Genomic DNA, 18,124 nt, shown 5'->3' on the forward strand with positions numbered 1-18,124 from the left:
ATACAGCTCAGCTAAGGTAAGGCTAATACAGCTAAGGACTCCACTGAACCCCACCGATTAAATCGCACCTTCCCTAAGGCGATAATATCATGAATGCGGAATAACAAAAATACAGATGATTTACCGGAATATTGTAGGGGTAATCGAGGATTATTCTTATCGATTACCCCTGTGCGTCTGGCGACGAGGGGGGAAGTATCAGAATTTACTTAGGCGTTTGTATCCGGAGCATCCACGGGAGGAATAGCCGGGGCCGGTTTCACCTCTGCCGACGCATTGCGGTTTTCCAGCTCGCTCAGGCGTTGTTCCAGCAGTGCCAGTTTTTCACGCGTGCGCAGCAGGACCTGCGTTTGCACATCAAACTCTTCGCGGCTGACCAGGTCGAGGCGGGTCAGCTGTGCCTGCAGGGTCTGGCGAATTTTTTTCTCTACATCTTCCCCGAACTCGCGAATCCCTTTTGGCATCGATTCGTGGACCTGACGCGCAATCTGTTCAATTTTTTTCGGGTCAATCATTTGTAAGTTCCCTGTTCGGATAGATTCTGACAATTATTGTAGTGTGATATGCCATGACGATAAACCAGATTTGTTTGAAGGTTATGCGTTGCCGAAGGTAATCAATAGCGTTATAGTTATCCCGCTTATTCTCAGGGCGGGGCGAAATTCCCCACCGGCGGTAAATCAGCGAACGCTGAAAGCCCGCGAGCGCTTTCGATGAAAATCGAAAGGTCAGCAGATCCGGTGTAATTCCGGGGCCGACGGTTAGAGTCCGGATGGGAGAGAGTAACGATTCAGTTGGGCCTGGAGGCCTGCTCGCGTTATTTTTTTGTCGCTCTGCGACACTCCTAAGACTGCCCTGATTCTGGTAACCATAACTTTATTGAGGTCTTTTACCATGAATCAGACGCTGCTTACTTCTTTTGGCACGCCATTCGAACGTATTGAACATGCTTTAACTGCACTGCGCGAAGGCCGTGGTGTGATGGTGCTTGATGATGAAGATCGTGAAAACGAAGGTGACATGATCTTTGCTGCGGAAACCATGACCGTTGAACAAATGGCGCTGACTATTCGTCATGGTAGCGGCATTGTGTGCCTGTGCATCACCGAAGATCGTCGTAAACAACTTGATCTGCCAATGATGGTCGAAAACAACACCAGCGCGTACGGTACCGGTTTTACCGTGACCATCGAAGCCGCAACAGGTGTGACTACCGGTGTTTCTGCTGCTGACCGCGTGACTACTGTGCGTGCCGCTATTGCTGATGGCGCTAAACCTTCCGATTTAAATCGCCCTGGCCACGTTTTCCCACTGCGTGGGCAACCGGGTGGCGTATTGACGCGCGGCGGTCATACCGAAGCGACCATTGACCTGGTAACCCTGGCCGGTTTCAAACCTGCAGGCGTACTGTGTGAACTGACCAATGATGACGGCTCAATGGCGCGTGCGCCAGGCTGTATCGCGTTTGCCCGCGAACACAACATGGCTGTTATCACAATTGAAGACCTGGTGGCCTACCGCCAGGAGCATGAGCGCAAAGCCAGCTAAGTGATAATGCGTTGAGAAAAACCGAGGCCGGGCAGCCGAATTCGGTTTTTTTTATACCTGAATTCCCCGTTTTCCCTTGCCGGAACAGAACCTGCTTCGCGATTCTCGACGTTTGTTGATCTCACTAATGGATACTACGGCGCGCTACTTATAAAGTGGTAACCATCAGATTTGTTAAATATGGCGACATGGGGTGGAGTCTGCTGCATTGTCTTCCATTTTTATCTTTCAGAACAATAGCCTGGACTTTTTGATTGTTAAGGTGGGTTCCATTGGAGGGGATATGCTGATTTATTGGTGCGGTTTTTTTGTCGTCGTATTCGTGATGTTCGCGCATATCATGTGCCTGCGCCGCAATTGCCGGGCCTTCCGTCAGGATCGTGACGCCCAGCAAGAAGGCTACCAGCGCGCGTTACAGATTATTCAGGCTATGCAAGCAAAAGAAGACGCGAGGGCGAAACCCGAAGCGGCTTCCGGAAGCGGCGTTGCTCAATAGGCGCGAGCAACGCCTGAATGCGTTAACCGAATCCCATCGACTGCAGCGCGACCAGACTCAGGCCCATGACCGACATCCCGCACAGTACGCCATAGCTTGGGTTGTTGTTGGGGTCGATCTCTTTTGCCAGCGGCATCAGTTCATCCACTGAGAGCGCGACCATGATCCCCGCCACTGCCGCCATAACGGCTGCCATTACCATTGGGGAGACCAGGCTGCCCAGTACCAACCAGGCCAGTACCCCACCCAGAATCTCCGCTAACCCGGAAATGCCAGCCCAAAAGATGGCTGTGCGTTTCGAGCCGGTTGCCGCATAGACCGGCCCGGCAACGGCAAGTCCTTCAGGAATATTGTGCAATGCCACCGCCAGCGCGATTCCGAAGCCCAGTTCGAGGTCGTTACTGGCGGTCACAAAGGTGGCGATACCTTCCGGAAAATTGTGCAGACTGATGCCCAGCGTCAGCAGGATCGCCGTCCGTTGGATCTTACGTTGGACGGGACGTTCAGAGCCTGAGCCCTGCATTAAATCCTGCGGGTGCGCATGGGGAAGCATGCGATCCAGCGCGAAGTAGCCCAACAGGCCGATGACGAACATGCCGTAGCCGAGCATCGGTGACATGCCTTCGGTTGCCAGCGCGGCTGGCAGCATTTCCATAAGGGAGATAAGCAGCATAATGCCGGCAGCGAATCCCAGCGAAAATGCCAGTACACGGTTTGACGGTTTCTGGCCCACAACTCCCAGAATGGCGCCGATAAAGGTAGCTGCGCCTGCCAGTAACGTCAGAATCAGTGGTGCTGACATGTATCACTCCTTATGATAATAGTTCTCATTAATGCTATGAATTAATGAATTCCAAAGCGAGGCCGCCGCATCACCTTTACGCAATTCTTACATTCAAAAAATCTGAATATCTTCATCATACTTATCTGAGTTCATCGTCTGATGAAAAAGCGTAATGTGTGTACATCAAAATGACACACTCAGTAAGGATATCATCATGTCTGCACCTCGTATGCCAGCACTGTTTTTGGGCCACGGCAGCCCGATGAATGTTCTGGAAGATAACGTTTATACCCGCACCTGGGCTCAGCTTGGCGAAACGCTGCCGCGCCCGAAAGCCATTGTGGTGGTCTCTGCACACTGGTTTACGCGTGGCACCGGGGTGACGGCAATGGAAGCACCGAAAACCATCCATGATTTTGGTGGTTTCCCACAGGCACTGTATGACACGCATTACCCGGCACCAGGATCGCCGGCGCTGGCTCAGCATCTGGTCGATTTGCTGGCACCTGTTCCGGTTACTCTGGATAAAGAAGCCTGGGGTTTTGACCACGGTTCCTGGGGTGTGCTGATCAAGATGTACCCGAATGCCGATATCCCGATGGTGCAGTTGAGCATCGACAGCACCAAACCGGCCGCATGGCATATGGAAATCGGCCGTAAGCTGGCAGCACTGCGCGATGAAGGCATCATGCTGGTGGCGAGCGGTAACGTGGTGCATAACCTGCGCACGGCACGCTGGCATGGTGATAGCTCGCCGTACCCGTGGGCAACCTCCTTCAACGAATTTGTGAAGGATAACCTGACGTGGCAGGGGCCGACCGAGCAGCACCCGCTGGTGAACTACATGTCGCATGAAGGTGGTTCGTTATCTAACCCGACGCCGGACCATTTCCTGCCGCTGCTCTATGTTCTGGGCGCGTGGGATGGTCAGGAAGCGATCACCATTCCGGTTGATGGTATCGAGATGGGCAGCCTGAGTATGCTGTCGGTACAGATTGGCTAAATGCAAAACGGTAACCCTCGGGTTACCGTTTTTTGCATGGGCAGACGAACAACGCGTTATTCCACGAAAATATGCGGATAGAAGCGTGACAGATCCTGAGTGATCAACGCGCGGTCTTCACGAATGCCAATCCCGGCCGGTTGATCGTTAATGAGCCAGCTGCCAATCAGCATGTAGCTATCGCCATACTTGGGTAGCTGGCAGAATTGCTGGACGATCATGCCTTCTTCGCCGTACGGGCCTTCGACCGCTTCAACCGTTTTGCCATTTTCGATAATGGATACGTTCGCCCCTTCACGAGAGAAGATCGGCTTAACCACGTATTTGTCCATTTCCGGATGGGCGTCTTCGGCAAAATAAGCAGCCAGCAGATTCGGATGATTCGGGAACATCTCCCACAGCATCGGTAGCAGCGCTTTGTTCGAAATGATGCTCTTCCACGCCGGTTCCAGCCAGCGTACGCCTGCGTCTTCCAGCTTGGTCGAGAACACTTCGCGCAGCATGTACTCCCAGGGATAGAGCTTAAACAGATTACTGATCACCTGATCCTGCAGATCCGTAAACTGTCCTTTTTCCCCGAGGCCAATATCTTCGATATACAGAAACTCGCTGGCGACGTCCGCTTCGGCGGCGCAGTCCTGCAGATATTGCACGGTACCACGATCTTCGACCGTATCGCGACAGCAGGCGAAATGCAGCAGGTTAAAGCCATGCTGTTCACGTAGCTCGGCGAAACGCTCAATCAGTTTTTCTTGCAGGCTATTGAACTGATCGCTGCCTTCCTGCAGGTTGCCCGCCGCAACCTGATCTTCCAGCCAGATCCACTGAAAGAACGCCGCCTCATACAGTGAGGTAGGGGTATCGGCATTATTTTCCAGCAGCTTAGGGTCTCCGGTGCCATCCCACGCCAGGTCGAGGCGTGAATAGAGCGAAGGCTGTCCGGTTTTCCATGACTGACGAACAAAGCTCCAGGTGTGCTTTGGAATGCGGAACTTCGCCAGTAGCTCGTCGCTGCCGATAACTTTATCCACCACCTGCAGGCACATCTGGTGAAGCTCGGCGGTGACCTCTTCCAGTTTTTCCACCTGGGCGAGTGTCAGCTTGTAGTAGGCGTCTTCACACCAGTACGGCTCGCCATACATGGTGTGAAAGTTGAAGCCGTACTCGGTGGCTTTCTCGCGCCAGTCGGGGCGTTCGACAATGCTGATTCTTTCCATTGTCATCAGCCGCCCATTGAGCGTGTGGTGGTGCCGCTGGCACTACGCTGCATGGTGGTTTGTTTAGCCACCGATTCGCCAAAGCCACCGCGGGTGATGGTTGAGGTGGTTGCCGGTTTAGGGGCCATTGCGGTTTTCGACACCGTTGCAGTACGCCCGGACTGGGCTGCACCATAATTCTTACCGCTGGCATCGGTGTACTGGCCATAGGCCGGGCTGGCCGGGTTTTTGGAGCTGAACAGCGGCTGCTGAGCGTAGCCCGCGCCACCGCCCATCAGACGACCCATCATGTAGCCCGCCATCAGTGGCATCCAGAAGCTGCCACCGGATTGCTGTGCCTGCGCCTGGTTCTCTGGCGCCATACCCGCCTGGGCAGGAGCTTGCTGGCACTGGCCTTCGCCAAATTCCGCCACGCAATCTTCGCGTGAAGCATACTTCGGCGCAGTACGTGCTGCTTCTTTCACTGCGTTGTCATAGGTGGTTTTACATTCAGCGCTTTTGCCCGGGTTTGCCGACGAGCAGTCATCAGCGTTCTGGTACATTTTGACCGTTTCATCATTTTGTTCGCAGCCTGCCAGCATAAAGACGGCGGTCACGGCGAACGCGACGGGCGTCAGGTGACGAGCGCCCCAGCTTTTGCGAAACATCGCATGATTAATATTTTTTGTCCGTTTCATATTTGTCTTCCGAGACCCACAGATATTGATAAAAGGTCAGGATAGAGGATGAGTGTCTGAAAATGAAGCCGGATGCGGGTCGGCAGAGGGGATCTTTACGTTGCCTTACGTAAAAACGGGGGCTGAATGCCCCCGTGACGGTAATGATGCAAAAAACGAATTAGTGCGTGGTCTTACGCGCGCTTGCCGGTTGTGCCTGCGGCGCTTGTCCGTTTGCCATATTCTGCACGCGCGCTTCCTGATCCGGGTTCTCCGGCGCCACGTTTTCTGGCGAGGTGGAGATGGATTTACCCAGCGTGCTGTTCAGCGCCAGTAGATCCTGTTCGTTCAGGGTGCCGAGGGCTGATTTAATGTTCAACTGGTTAATCAGGTAAGTGTAACGTGCGCTGGACAGCTGCTGCTTAGCGTTATATAGCGTGGTGGTCGCATCCAGCACGTCAACGATGGTACGCGTACCCACAGAGTAGCCAGCTTCCATCGCATCCAGAGAGCTCTGAGCAGACACAACGGCTTGTTTATACGCGTTGATGCTGCTGATAGAGGCATTCACGTTGTTAAAGGAAGAGCGTACGGTCTGCACAACGCTGCGGTGTGCGCTTTCCAGTTGTTCGCTCGCGCCAACGAAGTTGTACTGCGCCTGTTTGACCTGAGAGTTCACCAGACCGCCCTGGTACAGTGGCAGAGAGAAGGTCAGGCCAACGGAGTTCTGGCCGATATCGCGGTCTTTATATGACTGCGCATTAGCACCAGTGGTCGCGGAACCGTTGTATTTCGTATTGGATACGCTGGTTGAAGCGGTTAACCCCAGTGTCGGCAGGTGGCCATCCTGCGCCTGGCGAATTTGTTCACGCGCCAGATCCTGGTTCAGACGTGCCTGCAGCAACGCCAGGTTGCGGCTTTCCGCGTCTTTCAGCAGGGTGTTAACCGCCTGCGGTTTGTCAGTCTTGAAGCCATCAACGTTCAGCGATGCCAGTTCCGGGTAGTAGTTACCGGTGACCTGGCGCAGTGACTCAACGGCATTGTCGAGGTTGTTGCGGGCAGTGACTTCGTTCGCCAGCACGGTATCGTACTGTGAACGGGCGTTCTGCACGTCAGTAATGGCAACCAGGCCTACGTTAAAACGCTGTGTAGTCTGATCCAACTGACGGTAAATGGCCTGTTTCTGTGCTTCGGTATAAGAGAGCGAGTCAATCGCGCTCAGTACGTTAAAATAGGCGGTAGCGGTATTCAGAATGAGCGTCTGCTGATCGGTCTGGTAGGTTACATCCTGGATGCCTGCGGATTTTTCCTGTAACGTCAACGCACGCCATTTGGACATATCAAACAAGGTTTGCGTAAGCTGCAGAGAGCCGCTGGTGACGTTGGAGTTCACACCATTGTTGTCGCGGTAGCCATTGCCGTAGGTGTAATCCGCACCCAAACCCAGCTGTGGCAGTAACGGGCTGCGCGCTTCGTTAATTTTCTCGAAAGCTGCATCACGATCGGCGGCGGATTTACGCAGATCGGGGTTGCTTAAACGCGCCTGCTGATAAACCTGCAACAGGTTTTCTGCTTGGCTCATAGCGCTGAAACCTGTCAGGCTCAGGCCGATAAGGATGGGGAGCAATTTCTTCATTTGCATTCCTTGTTGTGAAGCATGAATAGCGCTGATCTAAATTTAGAAATAATCGCCGATTCTAACAGAGAACGCCACCGCTGAAGGTTGGCGTAACGTGCCATCCGGCGTAAATTTGCCCCAATCTATCACATGGCGATTGAAACGACAGTCAAACGGGCTTGAAAACCGCAAAATCAACATTGTTTAAGAACAGGATATCCGCATGAGTAAGCCAGAAACCTCTGCTGTGACTTTCACTAAAAACGATGTAGAAATTATTGCACGGGAAACTCTCTACAGCGGTTTTTTTTCGCTCGATCTCTACCGTTTTCGCCACCGTTTATTTAACGGTGAAATGAGCGGTGAGGTACGACGTGAAATTTTTGAACGCGGTCACGCCGCAGTCTTGCTACCCTTTGACCCAGTGCGTGATGAAGTCGTGCTGGTTGAACAGATTCGCATCGCCGCATTTGATACCAGCGAAAGCCCGTGGTTGCTGGAGATGGTGGCCGGCATGATTGAAGAGGGCGAATCTGTCGAAGATGTCGTTCGGCGCGAGGCGGAAGAAGAAGCGGGGCTGACAGTCGGTCGCGTGAAGAAAATGTTGAGCTATCTGGCAAGTCCTGGCGGCACCAGCGAGCGCTTATCTATATTGGTTGGCGAAGTGGACGCCACGCAGGCCGAAGGTATTCACGGTCTGGTGGATGAAAACGAAGACATTCGTGTTCATGTGGTGAGCCGGGAGCAGGCTTATCAGTTGGTTGAAGAGGGGAAAATCGACAACGCAGCGTCTGTCATCGCCCTGCAATGGCTGCAACTGCATTATGAGAGCTTACGAAACGAGTGGAAAAAATGAAGCGTTATACACCTGACTTCCCTGAAATGATGCGCCTGTGCGAGACCAATTTCGCGCAGCTCCGCCGCCTGCTGCCGCGTAACGACGAGGCAGGCGAAACAGTGAGCTATCAGGTGGCGAATGCGCAATACCGGTTAACGATTGTCGAATCCACCCGCTACACTACGCTTGTGGAAATCGAGCAGACCCTGCCAGCCGTGAGCTACTGGAGCCTGCCGTCAATGACGGTGCGCCTGTATCACGATGCGATGGTGGCCGAAGTGTGTTCGAGTCAGCAGATCTTTCGTTTTAAGGCGCGTTATGATTATCCGAATAAAAAGTTGCATCAACGCGACGAAAAGCATCAAATTAATCAGTTTCTGGCCGACTGGCTACGTTACTGTTTAGCACATGGAGCAATGGCGATTCCGGTTTGTTAGCGTAGTGAAACCTAAGGACACCATTTGGAAAGCCTGTTAAACCTTCCTCTGGCTGGTGGGGCCAGAGTCAGGATATTACAAATTACTGATACTCACCTGTTTGCCGCAAAGCATGAAACGCTGTTAGGTGTGAATACCTGGGAAAGCTATCAGGCCGTACTGGATGCCATTGCGGCCCAGCAGCGTGAGTGTGATTTGATTGTCGCCACGGGCGACCTGGCGCAGGATCAATCCGCTGCGGCCTATCAGCATTTTGCTGAGGGTATCGCAAGATTTGGCGCGCCTTGCGTTTGGCTGCCGGGCAATCATGATTTTCAACCGGCGATGTACACCGCGCTCCAGGAAGCTGGCATTTCCTCCTCCAAACGGGTTATCACAGGCGACAACTGGCAAATCCTTCTGCTCGACAGTCAGGTATTTGGTGTTCCGCACGGTGGGCTGAGCGAATTCCAGCTCGACTGGCTGGAGAAAAAACTGGCAGCCAGCCCTGAACGTCATACGCTATTGCTGTTACATCATCACCCGTTGCCTTCGGGATGTAGCTGGTTGGATCAACACAGCCTGCGCAATGCCGCAGAGCTGGATAACGTGCTGGCGCGTTTCCCCCATGTTCGCTATCTGTTATGCGGGCATATTCACCAGGAGCTGGACCTCGACTGGAATGGCCGCCGCCTGCTGGCGACGCCATCGACCTGCGTGCAGTTTAAACCGCATTGTGCCAACTTTACGCTCGACACAATCGCGCCAGGCTGGCGCTGGTTGGATCTGTACCCGGACGGAAGCCTGCAAACTGAGGTCTGTCGTTTGCAAAGCGCGCGGTTCAACCCGGATACCGCGTCAGAAGGATACTGATGGCCACGCTTCTTTATTTGCATGGTTTTAATAGCTCGCCACGTTCTGCGAAAGCAACGCAGTTCCGCCACTGGCTGGCTGAACATTACCCCGATATCAACGTTGTCGTTCCTCAGTTGCCGGCTTATCCGGCGCAGGCTGCGGAGCTGCTCGAATCGCTGGTGATGCAACATGGCGGCCAGCCGCTGGGCATTGTCGGTTCGTCCCTCGGGGGCTACTACGCAACCTGGCTCTCACAGTGTTTTACGCTGCCTGCGGTGGTGGTGAATCCCGCCGTTCGCCCGTTTGAATTACTGGCCGAGTTCCTTGGCAACAACGAGAACCCCTACACCGGGGAGCAATATGTGCTAGAGTCTCGCCATATTTACGAGCTCAAAGTGATGCAGGTCGACCCGTTGGATGCGCCGGATTTAATCTGGCTACTGCAACAAACGGGGGATGAAGTGCTGGATTACCGCCAGGCCGTGGCTTATTACGACGCATGTCGTCAAACGGTAGAAGAGGGCGGTAATCATGCATTTGTGGGCTTTGAGAATCATTTCACACAGATTGTCGATTTCCTTGGGCTTCGTTGAGCCAGCGAGGAAACGATGCGGTCACTATCTACGAACACACCATGACGCAATCCTATAACGCTGATGCCATAGAGGTACTCACCGGGCTTGAGCCGGTTCGCCGCCGTCCGGGGATGTATACCGATACCACCCGTCCCAACCACCTTGGTCAGGAAGTTATTGATAACAGTGTGGATGAAGCGCTGGCAGGCCACGCGAAGCGCGTGGATGTCATTCTGCACGCCGATCAATCCCTGGAAGTGATTGACGATGGTCGCGGCATGCCGGTGGATATCCACCCGGAAGAGGGCGTGCCTGCGGTCGAACTGATCCTCTGTCGCCTGCACGCGGGCGGTAAGTTTTCCAACAAGAACTATCAGTTCTCCGGTGGTCTGCACGGCGTAGGGATTTCCGTGGTGAACGCCTTGTCTCGCCGTGTTGAAGTTAACGTGAAGCGCGACGGGCAGATTTACAATATCGCATTCGAAAATGGCGATAAGGTGCAGGATCTGAATGTGGTTGGCACCTGCGGAAAACGCAATACCGGTACCAGCGTTCACTTCTGGCCGGACGAGCAATTCTTCGACAGCCCACGTTTTTCTGTCTCTCGCCTTTCGCATCTGCTGAAAGCGAAAGCCGTATTGTGCCCGGGCGTGGAAATCACCTTCAAAGATGAGGTGAACAACACCGAGCAGCGCTGGTGCTATCAGGACGGTCTGAACGACTACCTGGCCGAAGCGGTCAACGGCCTGCCGACACTGCCGGAAAAACCGTTTATTGGCAATTTTTCCGCTGAAACCGAAGCGGTAGACTGGGCGCTGCTCTGGTTGCCGGAAGGCGGCGAGCTACTGACGGAAAGCTACGTCAATCTGATCCCGACCATGCAGGGCGGTACCCATGTAAACGGTCTGCGCCAGGGCCTGCTCGATGCGATGCGTGAGTTTTGCGAATACCGCAACATTCTGCCGCGTGGCGTGAAGCTATCGGCAGAAGACATCTGGGATCGCTGTGCGTATGTGCTGTCGGTGAAGATGCAGGATCCGCAGTTCGCCGGGCAGACCAAAGAGCGCCTGTCATCGCGCCAGTGTGCGGCCTTCGTTTCCGGAGTGGTGAAAGATGCTTTTAGCCTGTGGCTGAACCAGAACGTCCAGGCCGCAGAGATGCTGGCGGAAATGGCGATCTCCAGCGCCCAGCGTCGCCTGCGTGCGGCGAAGAAGGTGGTACGTAAAAAGCTCACCAGTGGCCCAGCGCTGCCAGGCAAGCTTGCTGACTGTACCGCGCAGGATCTCAACCGTACCGAGCTGTTCCTGGTGGAAGGGGATTCGGCGGGCGGTTCTGCCAAGCAGGCGCGCGATCGTGAATATCAGGCGATCATGCCGCTGAAAGGTAAGATCCTTAATACTTGGGAAGTCTCCTCCGACGAGGTTCTGGCTTCGCAGGAAGTGCATGATATCTCCGTGGCGATCGGTATCGATCCGGACAGCGACGATCTGAGCCAGCTGCGTTACGGCAAGATCTGTATTCTGGCGGATGCCGACTCGGACGGCCTGCACATCGCCACGCTGCTGTGCGCGCTGTTTGTGAAGCACTTCCGTACGCTGGTGAAACATGGTCACGTCTACGTTGCGCTGCCGCCGCTCTACCGTATCGATCTGGGCAAAGAGGTTTACTACGCCCTGACGGAAGAAGAGAAGACAGGCGTGCTGGAGCAGCTCAAGCGTAAGAAAGGCAAACCGAACGTGCAGCGCTTTAAAGGTCTGGGTGAAATGAACCCGATGCAGCTGCGTGAAACGACGCTGGATCCGAACACCCGCCGCCTGGTGCAGCTGATTATCAGCGATGAAGACGATCAGCGTACCAATGCGATGATGGATATGCTGCTGGCCAAGAAGCGCTCGGAAGACCGTCGTAACTGGCTGCAGGAAAAAGGCGACATGGCGGATATTGAAGTCTAAACCCGCCAGCCTGAATAGAAATGCCCGCCTCTGTGCGGGTATTTTTTTACCCTGAGTGCGCTATTCCTCTCGCGTTTACCATGAGTGAATTTTAATAGCTTTTTGATTTTTATATTATTTTCTACATCCTGCTTTTGATTACCCTCCCACCTACCTCTTCAGGTCGCTCACGTTCGGCTTTTAAAGGGGTATACCATACGCAACATATAGTTTCTCCCGACAACCACGCAATAAGAGGATGAAACATGCAACGCATTGTTATACCTACCCATTATGTGCACGTGCGCTCAACGCCGTTATGGACGAAAGAGACCGCGCCCGCCTCAATCTGGCAGCGACATCTGGATGCTGGTACGCGCCAGGGGGTGAACCCGCGTTTGTCCGTCATGCAGGGGATGATCCGCTATTACGGCTATGCGGATGAAACCAGCCCGGAGCCTGTGGACACGTTAACCATCGAAGCCGGGTTCCGGCAGAAAAGTGGCACCGCATTGAAGCGTTATCGGACGATACGGTATTCAACGTCGATTTTTGGGTCGATCCCAACGTACTGATTGAAGGTTGAGGTGGATGTCATGACAACGGAAAACCAAGGCTATTCTCTGGCCGTCACAAACCGCGGCAGTAAAACAACGGCAGAAAAAGTGTATCTGAAACCGATGGCGCTCTACGTGCCGAATGTCGCGGTGGCGGCGGTGGCAGAGCTCGTTGAAAAGCTGGCGGACAAGAGTGCCAGCGAGAAGGGTTTCATCCTGACGGTGACCAATAACAATAACGGCGTGTCAGTGGATAAAGATTTCTCTACGCTGGCAGAATTGCAGGACGCCACCGTGGCGGCAGATGCGGCCAAAGATCTGATCAATATCGTCCGTGGCTATGAGTCTGACGAGGAGACCAACGTCTGCGGATGGTAAGTCGCTTCTGATATAGCAAGGATCGCCAGCCCGGCCAGTGCGACTGACCAGGCGGCGAATCTGATTACAGGCGTTGCAGGCGCAGCGCTATCCAGGGTTTCCCCGGCAGCTCAAGCTTATCGCCCTGACGAATTTCCTGAGCAACAGGCGTAATGGTCATTTCCCAGGTATCGATGATATCGACCTTCCACACGCTGTCCGGCGGCAGCATGGTCATCATTTTGTAGCCCGGGCAGTGGTCGCCAAAATAGAACAGCCCCCAGCGCTCGTCGCTCATGCCCATCGAGGTATCCCAGTGGCTTCCCCACGGGACTGGCGCGAGCCGTTTAGCCGCTCCTTCTTCCAGTAGCTGGCGCAAGAACGCGATACGTTTCCCGCTGGCGAAAATGGCCTTCCTGATCTGCTCGACCGTGGTGCCGATGTTTGTTGCCTGGTATGGCAAAACCAATGAGGCGCAGGCGTACATGATGGCGATGAGCTTTATCGCCATTCTGGCGACGGCGTTTATGCTGCTCTGCTTCTGGGGTACCAAAGAGCGCTATCAGGTGAAACTGGAGAGTGAGCAGGTGCCGTTTGGTAAGCAGCTGCGGGTGATGATGAAAGCGAAGCCGGTGGTGATTTTCTACATCTTCAAAATCACCAGTTCCATTGCGTTTGTGATTAAGGGCAGCGTGACCATCTACTTCGTGAAGTACTTCCTGGAGCGTGGCGACAGCTTTGTTTCCGGGCTGCTCTCTACGACGGCGATTGCCGGGATTATTGCGCCGATGATTGCCATTCAGCTTATCAAACGCGGCGTGCTGTCGAAGCTCGGTACGCTCAAAGCGGCACAGCTTGGCGGCGGCGTGGCGGCGCTGTGTCTGTACTTTGTTAATCCAGGGCAGATTGGCCTGGCCTGCGCGTTGCTGGTGGTGTCGGTACTGCTGGCTGGGCTGGGGGCGATTACCGCCTGGGCGTTGCCTTCCGACTGCGCTGATTATTGCGAGGCCCGCTCGGGAATTAAAATGTCTGGCGTGGTGGCGGCGGGCACGCTGTTCTCAATGAAAGTTGGCCTGGCGCTGGCGGGCGGGATGGTCGGCCTGGTGCTTTCCGCCAGCGGCTACAGAGCGGGCGAAGCCGTCAGCCCGGAAACCATGAAAGCCATTCTCTTTTTAATTGCGGGCGTACCTGCCATCTTCCACGGCATCAGCCTGATATTGCTGATGATGTTTAAGCTGGAAAGCGAGCCGAAAACCACGCTTGCCCGCACGGTGGCAAAATAAGCAGACGCTGGAGGTGGCGCTAACCCACCTCCAGCACGGTCTGGTTTACAGAGACTGGCGGGGAAGATAGGGGCTATCGACGCGCACGGTATCCTGATGCGTCTCGCCATTAATGATATGCAACGCGCTGAGACGGCCTATCTCATAATGCGGCAGTTGTACTGTCGATAGCGGTGGTACAAACAGCTCTCCCGTCCCCACCATATTGTCGTAACCCAGTACGGCGACATCTTGCGGAATGCGCAGCCCTTTGGCTAACAGCACCTGATACACCACAAACGCGACGCGGTCATTCCCGCAGACAATCGCATCGAAGGGCGGTTTCTTGCCGTTAAGGTAGCGAGCGAGAATTTCAACAGTATCAATATGATGCTGATCGCCTGGCGGCAGATAATGATGAAACAGGCTATCCGGGTCGATTCCCGACTCCTGGCAGGCGCGTTCCAGCCCCGTACGACGACGATGAGTGGCGACAATTTCTTGCGGCAGATGAATACACAGAAAGTGGCGATGTCCGGACTGGATCAACGCCTTCACGCCAAGATACTGGCCCTGTTCGTCATCCGGAATGTAGCTTGCCAGCTTACCCGTCAGACTTTCGCAGTTTGCCAGCACGCAGGGCAGCGTGCGCAGTTTGTCCGGTACGGGAACCTTTCGCAGTCCCATAGTGGTATAGATGATGCCATCAGGGCGGTGCGCCAGCAGTAAGTCGACCACCTTTTCCGGGCTGTCACTGCTGAACATATTGACCTGCAGGCTGTTCCAGCCATGTGCGCGTGCGGTTTCTTCAATAGAGAGGGTGATTTCTACAGAGAAGGGCGTGGTCATGGTATCCAGCGCCAGCACGCCAATCGTGTTCAACGTCGATTTGCCCCCACGAATTTTTTTTGCCGAGAGATCAGACACATAATTAAGCTGTTCAACGGCGGCCATGACCCGTTCCAGGGTCTCAGGCTTAAGACGCTGAGGTTCGTTGATCGCCCTCGAGACGGTCATCAATGACACGTTTGCTAACTTCGCCACATCTTTTAAAGAAGCCATATTCTCCGCATTTGTCCTTACTGTTTCCGCCCGGCGGCACATTATCCAGTCTCTGCCGCGTCGCGCTACCTGCAAACCGGCTCGCGCGGTGTGAAAAATGAGATCACGGTTACAATACATCAATGTTAACGTTAACTTTTGTGATTAACATCACAAGGGCGGGAAACATTGCATGAAGAGGTTAAATGTTAACGTTATCTTTTTGCTATCAGCTTAAGGAAACGACCGCTATGCACGAACAAACTGATTAATACGCCATCCCGTTTTTATTCCTGAGAACCGCGCTTTAGTAGTGGGCAATACGCCTGCGGGCACGGTGCTGCCTGGATTTCTGGCTCACGTTTGAAACTCAATCAATAAGCAGGTTGCAATGACATCACTCTTAACAGCGGCAAATAACGCCATTAATGCAACAAAAGACGGGGTGAACCCACGCTGGTATCCGCAATACCATCTCGCCCCCCCGGTAGGCTGGATGAACGATCCGAATGGATTAACCTGGTTTGACGGCTACTTTCACGCCTTCTACCAGCACCACCCGTATTCTCCTGTCTGGGGGCCGATGCACTGGGGGCATGCGCGTAGCCGCGACATGGTGCGCTGGGAGCATCTGCCCGTGGCGCTTGCTCCGGAAGGGCCGGAAGACAAAGACGGCTGTTTTTCCGGCTCGGCGGTGGTAGAGGGCGATAACCTGGTGCTGATCTATACCGGACATAAATTTGCCGGACAGCCGACGGATGACAACCTTTACCAGGTGCAGTGTCTGGCAACCAGCACCGATGGCCTGACGTTTCAGCGCCAGGGGCAGGTAATTGATACTCCCGCCGGGATGCACCATTTCCGCGATCCCAAAGTCTGGCGCGAGGGAGGTGACTGGTACATGGCGGTTGGCGCGCGGCGCGGCGATATTGGCGAAGTGCAGCTCTACCATTCTGCGGACCTTCGCCACTGGGAATATGAAAGCAGCATTAAGCAGGCCGATGGTTCGCTGGGCTATATGTGGGAGTGCCCGGACCTCTTCTCGCTTGGCGGCCAACAAATCCTGATGTTCTCACCGCAGGGCGTGGCGGCTGAGGGGTATCACTATCGCAACCTTTACCAGAATGGTTACATCGTTGGTCAGTGGCACCCGGGCATGCCGTTTATCGCCACGCAGCCTTTTCAGGAACTGGATCGGGGACATGATTTTTACGCCCCGCAAAGTTTTACCACCCCGGATGGCCGCCGCATTGTCATGGGCTGGCTGGCCATGTGGGAATCGCCAATGCCGGAGAAAGCCGACGGCTGGGCAGGCATGCTTTCACTCCCACGCGAGCTCACGCTATCGGAAGATGCCACGCTACGCATGAATCCGGTGAAAGAGCTGGAAACGTTACGCGGCAAGCAATTCCCCTGGCCGGTCAGTGAACTGTGCAACCAAACGCTGGTGGTGACAGAGCACGCCAGCGCGCTGGAAGTGCTGCTTACATGGGATCTCTCGTGCAGTGATGCGGAATGTTACGGCCTGCGGCTGGGAGACGGTGCGCGTCTGTATGTCGACAACCAGGCGAGTCGTCTTGTGCTGGCGCGTGATTATCCGCAGTGGGAACTGACGGGGAACCGCAGTGTACCGCTATCGGCGGGCGAACAACTCCAGTTGCGCATCTTTATTGATAGCTCGTCGCTGGAAGTGTTCGTTAATGACGGCGAGTTTGCCCTCAGTAGCCGCATTTATCCCGACCCACACAGACGCGAACTCTCGCTGTTCAGCCAGAACGGTCATGCGCGTGTGCGTCAGGCGTGCGCCTGGGAAATGAAGAGCTAAGTGATTTACCGACCATCTCTGGATGGTCATAACAATTGAGATGGAATGATGAATATCTGGACGCTGGGTGATGCGGTGGTCGATCTTTTGCCGCTGTCAGACATGCAATATCAGGCTTGTGCGGGCGGTGCGCCGGTAAATGTGGCCGTTGGCATTGCGCGATTAGAGCAGACAAGTGGGTTTATTGGGCGCGTGGGTCGTGATGCATTTGGCGATTTTCTCTGTCGTACGATGAATGACAATGGTGTGGGTACCCGCTGTGTGCAACGGGATGCGGTACGGCATACCAGTACGGTGCTGGTGTCACTGGATGGGCGGGGCGATCGCTACTTTGATTTCCTGGTTAACCCCTGTGCCGATCAGTTTTTGACATCGGAAACGCTGCCGGTTTTTGACCACGATCTTCTGCATTTCTGCTCTCTCGCTCTGGTCGCGCCGGCTTGCCGCTGTGCGCTGGAACAGGCGATGGAGCAGGTCAGAGATGCGGGTGGCTTACTCAGTTTTGATCTGAATTTGCGCGCGCAGATGTGGCATGACGAGCAGACGATGTACGACGCTGTGCGCCAGGCGGCCCGGCAAGTAGATATCCTCAAAATGTCGGAAGAGGAGTGGTATGGGCTAACGGAAAGCGTTGATTTTACGACCGCATTGGCACGCATTGCCGATTATCCGGCGCGGATAAAGATCATGACCTGCGGTGCGCAGGGGGCGCTGGTGATCTGGCAGGAGCAGGTTTTCCATTTTGCGGGCTACCGGGTTGATAGTCTGGACACCACCGGTGCCGGAGATGCCTTTATGGCGGGTCTCTTGAGTGCTATCGCCAGTCGCGGCTGGCCGACGACGCCGCATGAACTCAGCGCGATGGTAACGCAGGCCAGCGCCTGCGGTGCACTGGCAACGACACAAAAAGGGGCGCTCAGCGCGTTACCGGACAGACAACAACTGGAGGCATTTATCGCGTCGCATCCGCCGCTGGAGGTTGAACAAAAAGGCTAACGCACAGGTTATTCGTGCAGGACGCAGGCAAGGCTGAATCTTATACGGCAAATCGCGATATCACTCTTGGTGGTTGGCGGATTCAACTCCGAAGTGCAACGCTAAGCCGCCAATCTTAGCTCTGCAAACACCACAGACGGTTGCCTGAA

Annotated in this window: 19 protein-coding genes, 1 pseudogene and 1 riboswitch; of the genes and pseudogenes, 13 read left to right on the top strand and 7 right to left on the bottom strand. The window is 54.5% G+C overall.

The window, feature by feature from the left end:
* Nucleotides 1–209 precede the first annotated feature (209 nt).
* Nucleotides 210–515 carry a ubiquinone biosynthesis accessory factor UbiK gene (ubiK, locus tag ACSZPU_RS14705; RefSeq protein WP_499000097.1) on the bottom strand — a complete coding sequence of 102 codons (306 nt, stop codon included), beginning with the start codon at nucleotides 513–515 and terminating at the stop codon, nucleotides 210–212.
* 123 nt (nucleotides 516–638) lie between these two features.
* Nucleotides 639–788: riboswitch (FMN riboswitch) on the top strand.
* Nucleotides 789–894: 106 nt separating this feature from the next.
* Here ubiK and ribB point away from each other — a divergent pair.
* Both ribB and ACSZPU_RS14715 read left to right on the top strand, forming a co-directional pair.
* Nucleotides 895–1,548: a 3,4-dihydroxy-2-butanone-4-phosphate synthase gene (gene ribB, locus ACSZPU_RS14710; RefSeq protein WP_499000098.1), complete on the top strand. Its 654-nt coding sequence runs from the start codon at nucleotides 895–897 to the stop codon at nucleotides 1,546–1,548.
* A gap of 193 nt (nucleotides 1,549–1,741) precedes the next feature.
* The gene (locus ACSZPU_RS14715; protein ID WP_499000101.1) at nucleotides 1,742–2,044 is read left to right on the top strand and encodes a hypothetical protein; all 303 of its coding nucleotides are present in this window, start codon (nucleotides 1,742–1,744) and stop codon (nucleotides 2,042–2,044) included.
* Between the two features lie 22 nt (nucleotides 2,045–2,066).
* Here the strand turns inward: ACSZPU_RS14715 and zupT are convergent, their stop codons facing one another.
* Entirely contained in the window at nucleotides 2,067–2,846 is a 780-nt protein-coding gene (gene zupT / locus ACSZPU_RS14720; protein ID WP_499000104.1) for a zinc transporter ZupT, read from the bottom strand.
* Between the two features lie 196 nt (nucleotides 2,847–3,042).
* Between zupT and ygiD the strand changes: the two genes are divergently transcribed.
* Nucleotides 3,043–3,831, top strand: a complete 789-nt coding sequence (gene ygiD / locus ACSZPU_RS14725; RefSeq protein ID WP_499000106.1) for a 4,5-DOPA-extradiol-dioxygenase — start codon at nucleotides 3,043–3,045, stop codon at nucleotides 3,829–3,831.
* Between the two features lie 56 nt (nucleotides 3,832–3,887).
* Here the strand turns inward: ygiD and ACSZPU_RS14730 are convergent, their stop codons facing one another.
* The 3 genes from ACSZPU_RS14730 to tolC all read right to left on the bottom strand — a co-directional run bounded on the left by ACSZPU_RS14730 (nucleotide 3,888) and on the right by tolC (nucleotide 7,340).
* A complete protein-coding gene (locus ACSZPU_RS14730; RefSeq protein ID WP_499000131.1) occupies nucleotides 3,888–5,048 on the bottom strand; it encodes a glutathionylspermidine synthase family protein in 1,161 nt (386 codons plus the stop codon).
* A gap of 5 nt (nucleotides 5,049–5,053) precedes the next feature.
* Nucleotides 5,054–5,725: a DUF1190 family protein gene (locus ACSZPU_RS14735; RefSeq protein WP_499000108.1), complete on the bottom strand. Its 672-nt coding sequence runs from the start codon at nucleotides 5,723–5,725 to the stop codon at nucleotides 5,054–5,056.
* A 160-nt stretch (nucleotides 5,726–5,885) separates the two neighbouring features.
* Entirely contained in the window at nucleotides 5,886–7,340 is a 1,455-nt protein-coding gene (gene tolC, locus ACSZPU_RS14740; RefSeq protein WP_499000110.1) for an outer membrane channel protein TolC, read from the bottom strand.
* A 205-nt stretch (nucleotides 7,341–7,545) separates the two neighbouring features.
* Between tolC and nudF the strand changes: the two genes are divergently transcribed.
* The 7 genes and pseudogenes from nudF to ACSZPU_RS14775 all read left to right on the top strand — a co-directional run bounded on the left by nudF (nucleotide 7,546) and on the right by ACSZPU_RS14775 (nucleotide 12,872).
* The gene (gene nudF / locus ACSZPU_RS14745) at nucleotides 7,546–8,178 is read left to right on the top strand and encodes an ADP-ribose diphosphatase (RefSeq protein ID WP_499000113.1); all 633 of its coding nucleotides are present in this window, start codon (nucleotides 7,546–7,548) and stop codon (nucleotides 8,176–8,178) included.
* Nucleotides 8,175–8,597: a DUF1249 family protein gene (locus tag ACSZPU_RS14750; protein WP_039078096.1), complete on the top strand. Its 423-nt coding sequence runs from the start codon at nucleotides 8,175–8,177 to the stop codon at nucleotides 8,595–8,597. Before nudF ends, ACSZPU_RS14750 begins: the two co-directional genes overlap by 4 nt.
* 24 nt (nucleotides 8,598–8,621) lie before the next feature.
* A complete protein-coding gene (gene cpdA / locus ACSZPU_RS14755) occupies nucleotides 8,622–9,449 on the top strand; it encodes a 3',5'-cyclic-AMP phosphodiesterase (RefSeq protein ID WP_499000117.1) in 828 nt (275 codons plus the stop codon).
* The gene (gene yqiA, locus ACSZPU_RS14760; protein ID WP_499000119.1) at nucleotides 9,449–10,024 is read left to right on the top strand and encodes an esterase YqiA; all 576 of its coding nucleotides are present in this window, start codon (nucleotides 9,449–9,451) and stop codon (nucleotides 10,022–10,024) included. Before cpdA ends, yqiA begins: the two co-directional genes overlap by 1 nt.
* Nucleotides 10,025–10,065: 41 nt before the next feature.
* Complete coding sequence (gene parE / locus ACSZPU_RS14765) at nucleotides 10,066–11,958, top strand: DNA topoisomerase IV subunit B (protein ID WP_499000134.1); 1,893 nt, start codon at nucleotides 10,066–10,068, stop codon at nucleotides 11,956–11,958.
* Between the two features lie 245 nt (nucleotides 11,959–12,203).
* Nucleotides 12,204–12,523: pseudogene (locus tag ACSZPU_RS14770) on the top strand (TehB family protein).
* Nucleotides 12,524–12,533: 10 nt separating this feature from the next.
* On the top strand, nucleotides 12,534–12,872 hold the full coding sequence (locus ACSZPU_RS14775) for a DUF1869 domain-containing protein (protein WP_499000120.1): 339 nt from the start codon (nucleotides 12,534–12,536) through the stop codon (nucleotides 12,870–12,872).
* 64 nt (nucleotides 12,873–12,936) lie between these two features.
* Here ACSZPU_RS14775 and ACSZPU_RS14780 read toward each other — a convergent pair whose 3' ends face one another.
* Nucleotides 12,937–13,230: a DUF5605 domain-containing protein gene (locus ACSZPU_RS14780; RefSeq protein WP_499000123.1), complete on the bottom strand. Its 294-nt coding sequence runs from the start codon at nucleotides 13,228–13,230 to the stop codon at nucleotides 12,937–12,939.
* Here ACSZPU_RS14780 and ACSZPU_RS14785 point away from each other — a divergent pair.
* Nucleotides 13,148–14,134, top strand: coding sequence for an MFS transporter (locus ACSZPU_RS14785; protein ID WP_499000125.1), 987 nt, complete (start codon nucleotides 13,148–13,150; stop codon nucleotides 14,132–14,134). The two genes, ACSZPU_RS14780 and ACSZPU_RS14785, sit on opposite strands and share 83 nt — an antisense overlap.
* A 45-nt stretch (nucleotides 14,135–14,179) precedes the next feature.
* Here ACSZPU_RS14785 and ACSZPU_RS14790 read toward each other — a convergent pair whose 3' ends face one another.
* Nucleotides 14,180–15,175, bottom strand: a complete 996-nt coding sequence (locus ACSZPU_RS14790) for a LacI family DNA-binding transcriptional regulator (RefSeq protein WP_499000126.1) — start codon at nucleotides 15,173–15,175, stop codon at nucleotides 14,180–14,182.
* A gap of 370 nt (nucleotides 15,176–15,545) precedes the next feature.
* On the opposite strand from ACSZPU_RS14790, the gene ACSZPU_RS14795 reads away from it, so the two are divergent.
* Together ACSZPU_RS14795 and ACSZPU_RS14800 are read left to right on the top strand one after the other, a co-directional pair.
* On the top strand, nucleotides 15,546–16,979 hold the full coding sequence (locus ACSZPU_RS14795; protein ID WP_499000129.1) for a glycoside hydrolase family 32 protein: 1,434 nt from the start codon (nucleotides 15,546–15,548) through the stop codon (nucleotides 16,977–16,979).
* A 48-nt stretch (nucleotides 16,980–17,027) separates the two neighbouring features.
* The gene (locus tag ACSZPU_RS14800) at nucleotides 17,028–17,975 is read left to right on the top strand and encodes a PfkB family carbohydrate kinase (RefSeq protein ID WP_499000135.1); all 948 of its coding nucleotides are present in this window, start codon (nucleotides 17,028–17,030) and stop codon (nucleotides 17,973–17,975) included.
* The last annotated feature ends 149 nt before the right edge of the window (nucleotides 17,976–18,124 follow it).

It is taken from the genome of Phytobacter sp. V69, assembly GCF_965644215.1.
Taxonomy (GTDB): domain Bacteria; phylum Pseudomonadota; class Gammaproteobacteria; order Enterobacterales; family Enterobacteriaceae; genus Phytobacter.

Bases quoted from the DNA above. Each gene is read 5' to 3' on its own strand.
- ubiK (WP_499000097.1), bottom strand. From the start codon at position 515: ATGATTGACCCGAAAAAAATTGAACAGATTGCGCGTCAGGTCCACGAA.
- ribB (WP_499000098.1), top strand. From the start codon at position 895: ATGAATCAGACGCTGCTTACTTCTTTTGGCACGCCATTCGAACGTATT.
- zupT (WP_499000104.1), bottom strand. From the start codon at position 2,846: ATGTCAGCACCACTGATTCTGACGTTACTGGCAGGCGCAGCTACCTTT.
- ygiD (WP_499000106.1), top strand. From the start codon at position 3,043: ATGTCTGCACCTCGTATGCCAGCACTGTTTTTGGGCCACGGCAGCCCG.
- ACSZPU_RS14730 (WP_499000131.1), bottom strand. From the start codon at position 5,048: ATGGAAAGAATCAGCATTGTCGAACGCCCCGACTGGCGCGAGAAAGCC.
- ACSZPU_RS14735 (WP_499000108.1), bottom strand. From the start codon at position 5,725: ATGAAACGGACAAAAAATATTAATCATGCGATGTTTCGCAAAAGCTGG.
- tolC (WP_499000110.1), bottom strand. From the start codon at position 7,340: ATGAAGAAATTGCTCCCCATCCTTATCGGCCTGAGCCTGACAGGTTTC.
- nudF (WP_499000113.1), top strand. From the start codon at position 7,546: ATGAGTAAGCCAGAAACCTCTGCTGTGACTTTCACTAAAAACGATGTA.
- ACSZPU_RS14750 (WP_039078096.1), top strand. From the start codon at position 8,175: ATGAAGCGTTATACACCTGACTTCCCTGAAATGATGCGCCTGTGCGAG.
- yqiA (WP_499000119.1), top strand. From the start codon at position 9,449: ATGGCCACGCTTCTTTATTTGCATGGTTTTAATAGCTCGCCACGTTCT.
- parE (WP_499000134.1), top strand. From the start codon at position 10,066: ATGACGCAATCCTATAACGCTGATGCCATAGAGGTACTCACCGGGCTT.
- ACSZPU_RS14775 (WP_499000120.1), top strand. From the start codon at position 12,534: ATGACAACGGAAAACCAAGGCTATTCTCTGGCCGTCACAAACCGCGGC.
- ACSZPU_RS14785 (WP_499000125.1), top strand. From the start codon at position 13,148: ATGCCCATCGAGGTATCCCAGTGGCTTCCCCACGGGACTGGCGCGAGC.
- ACSZPU_RS14790 (WP_499000126.1), bottom strand. From the start codon at position 15,175: ATGGCTTCTTTAAAAGATGTGGCGAAGTTAGCAAACGTGTCATTGATG.
- ACSZPU_RS14795 (WP_499000129.1), top strand. From the start codon at position 15,546: ATGACATCACTCTTAACAGCGGCAAATAACGCCATTAATGCAACAAAA.
- ACSZPU_RS14800 (WP_499000135.1), top strand. From the start codon at position 17,028: ATGAATATCTGGACGCTGGGTGATGCGGTGGTCGATCTTTTGCCGCTG.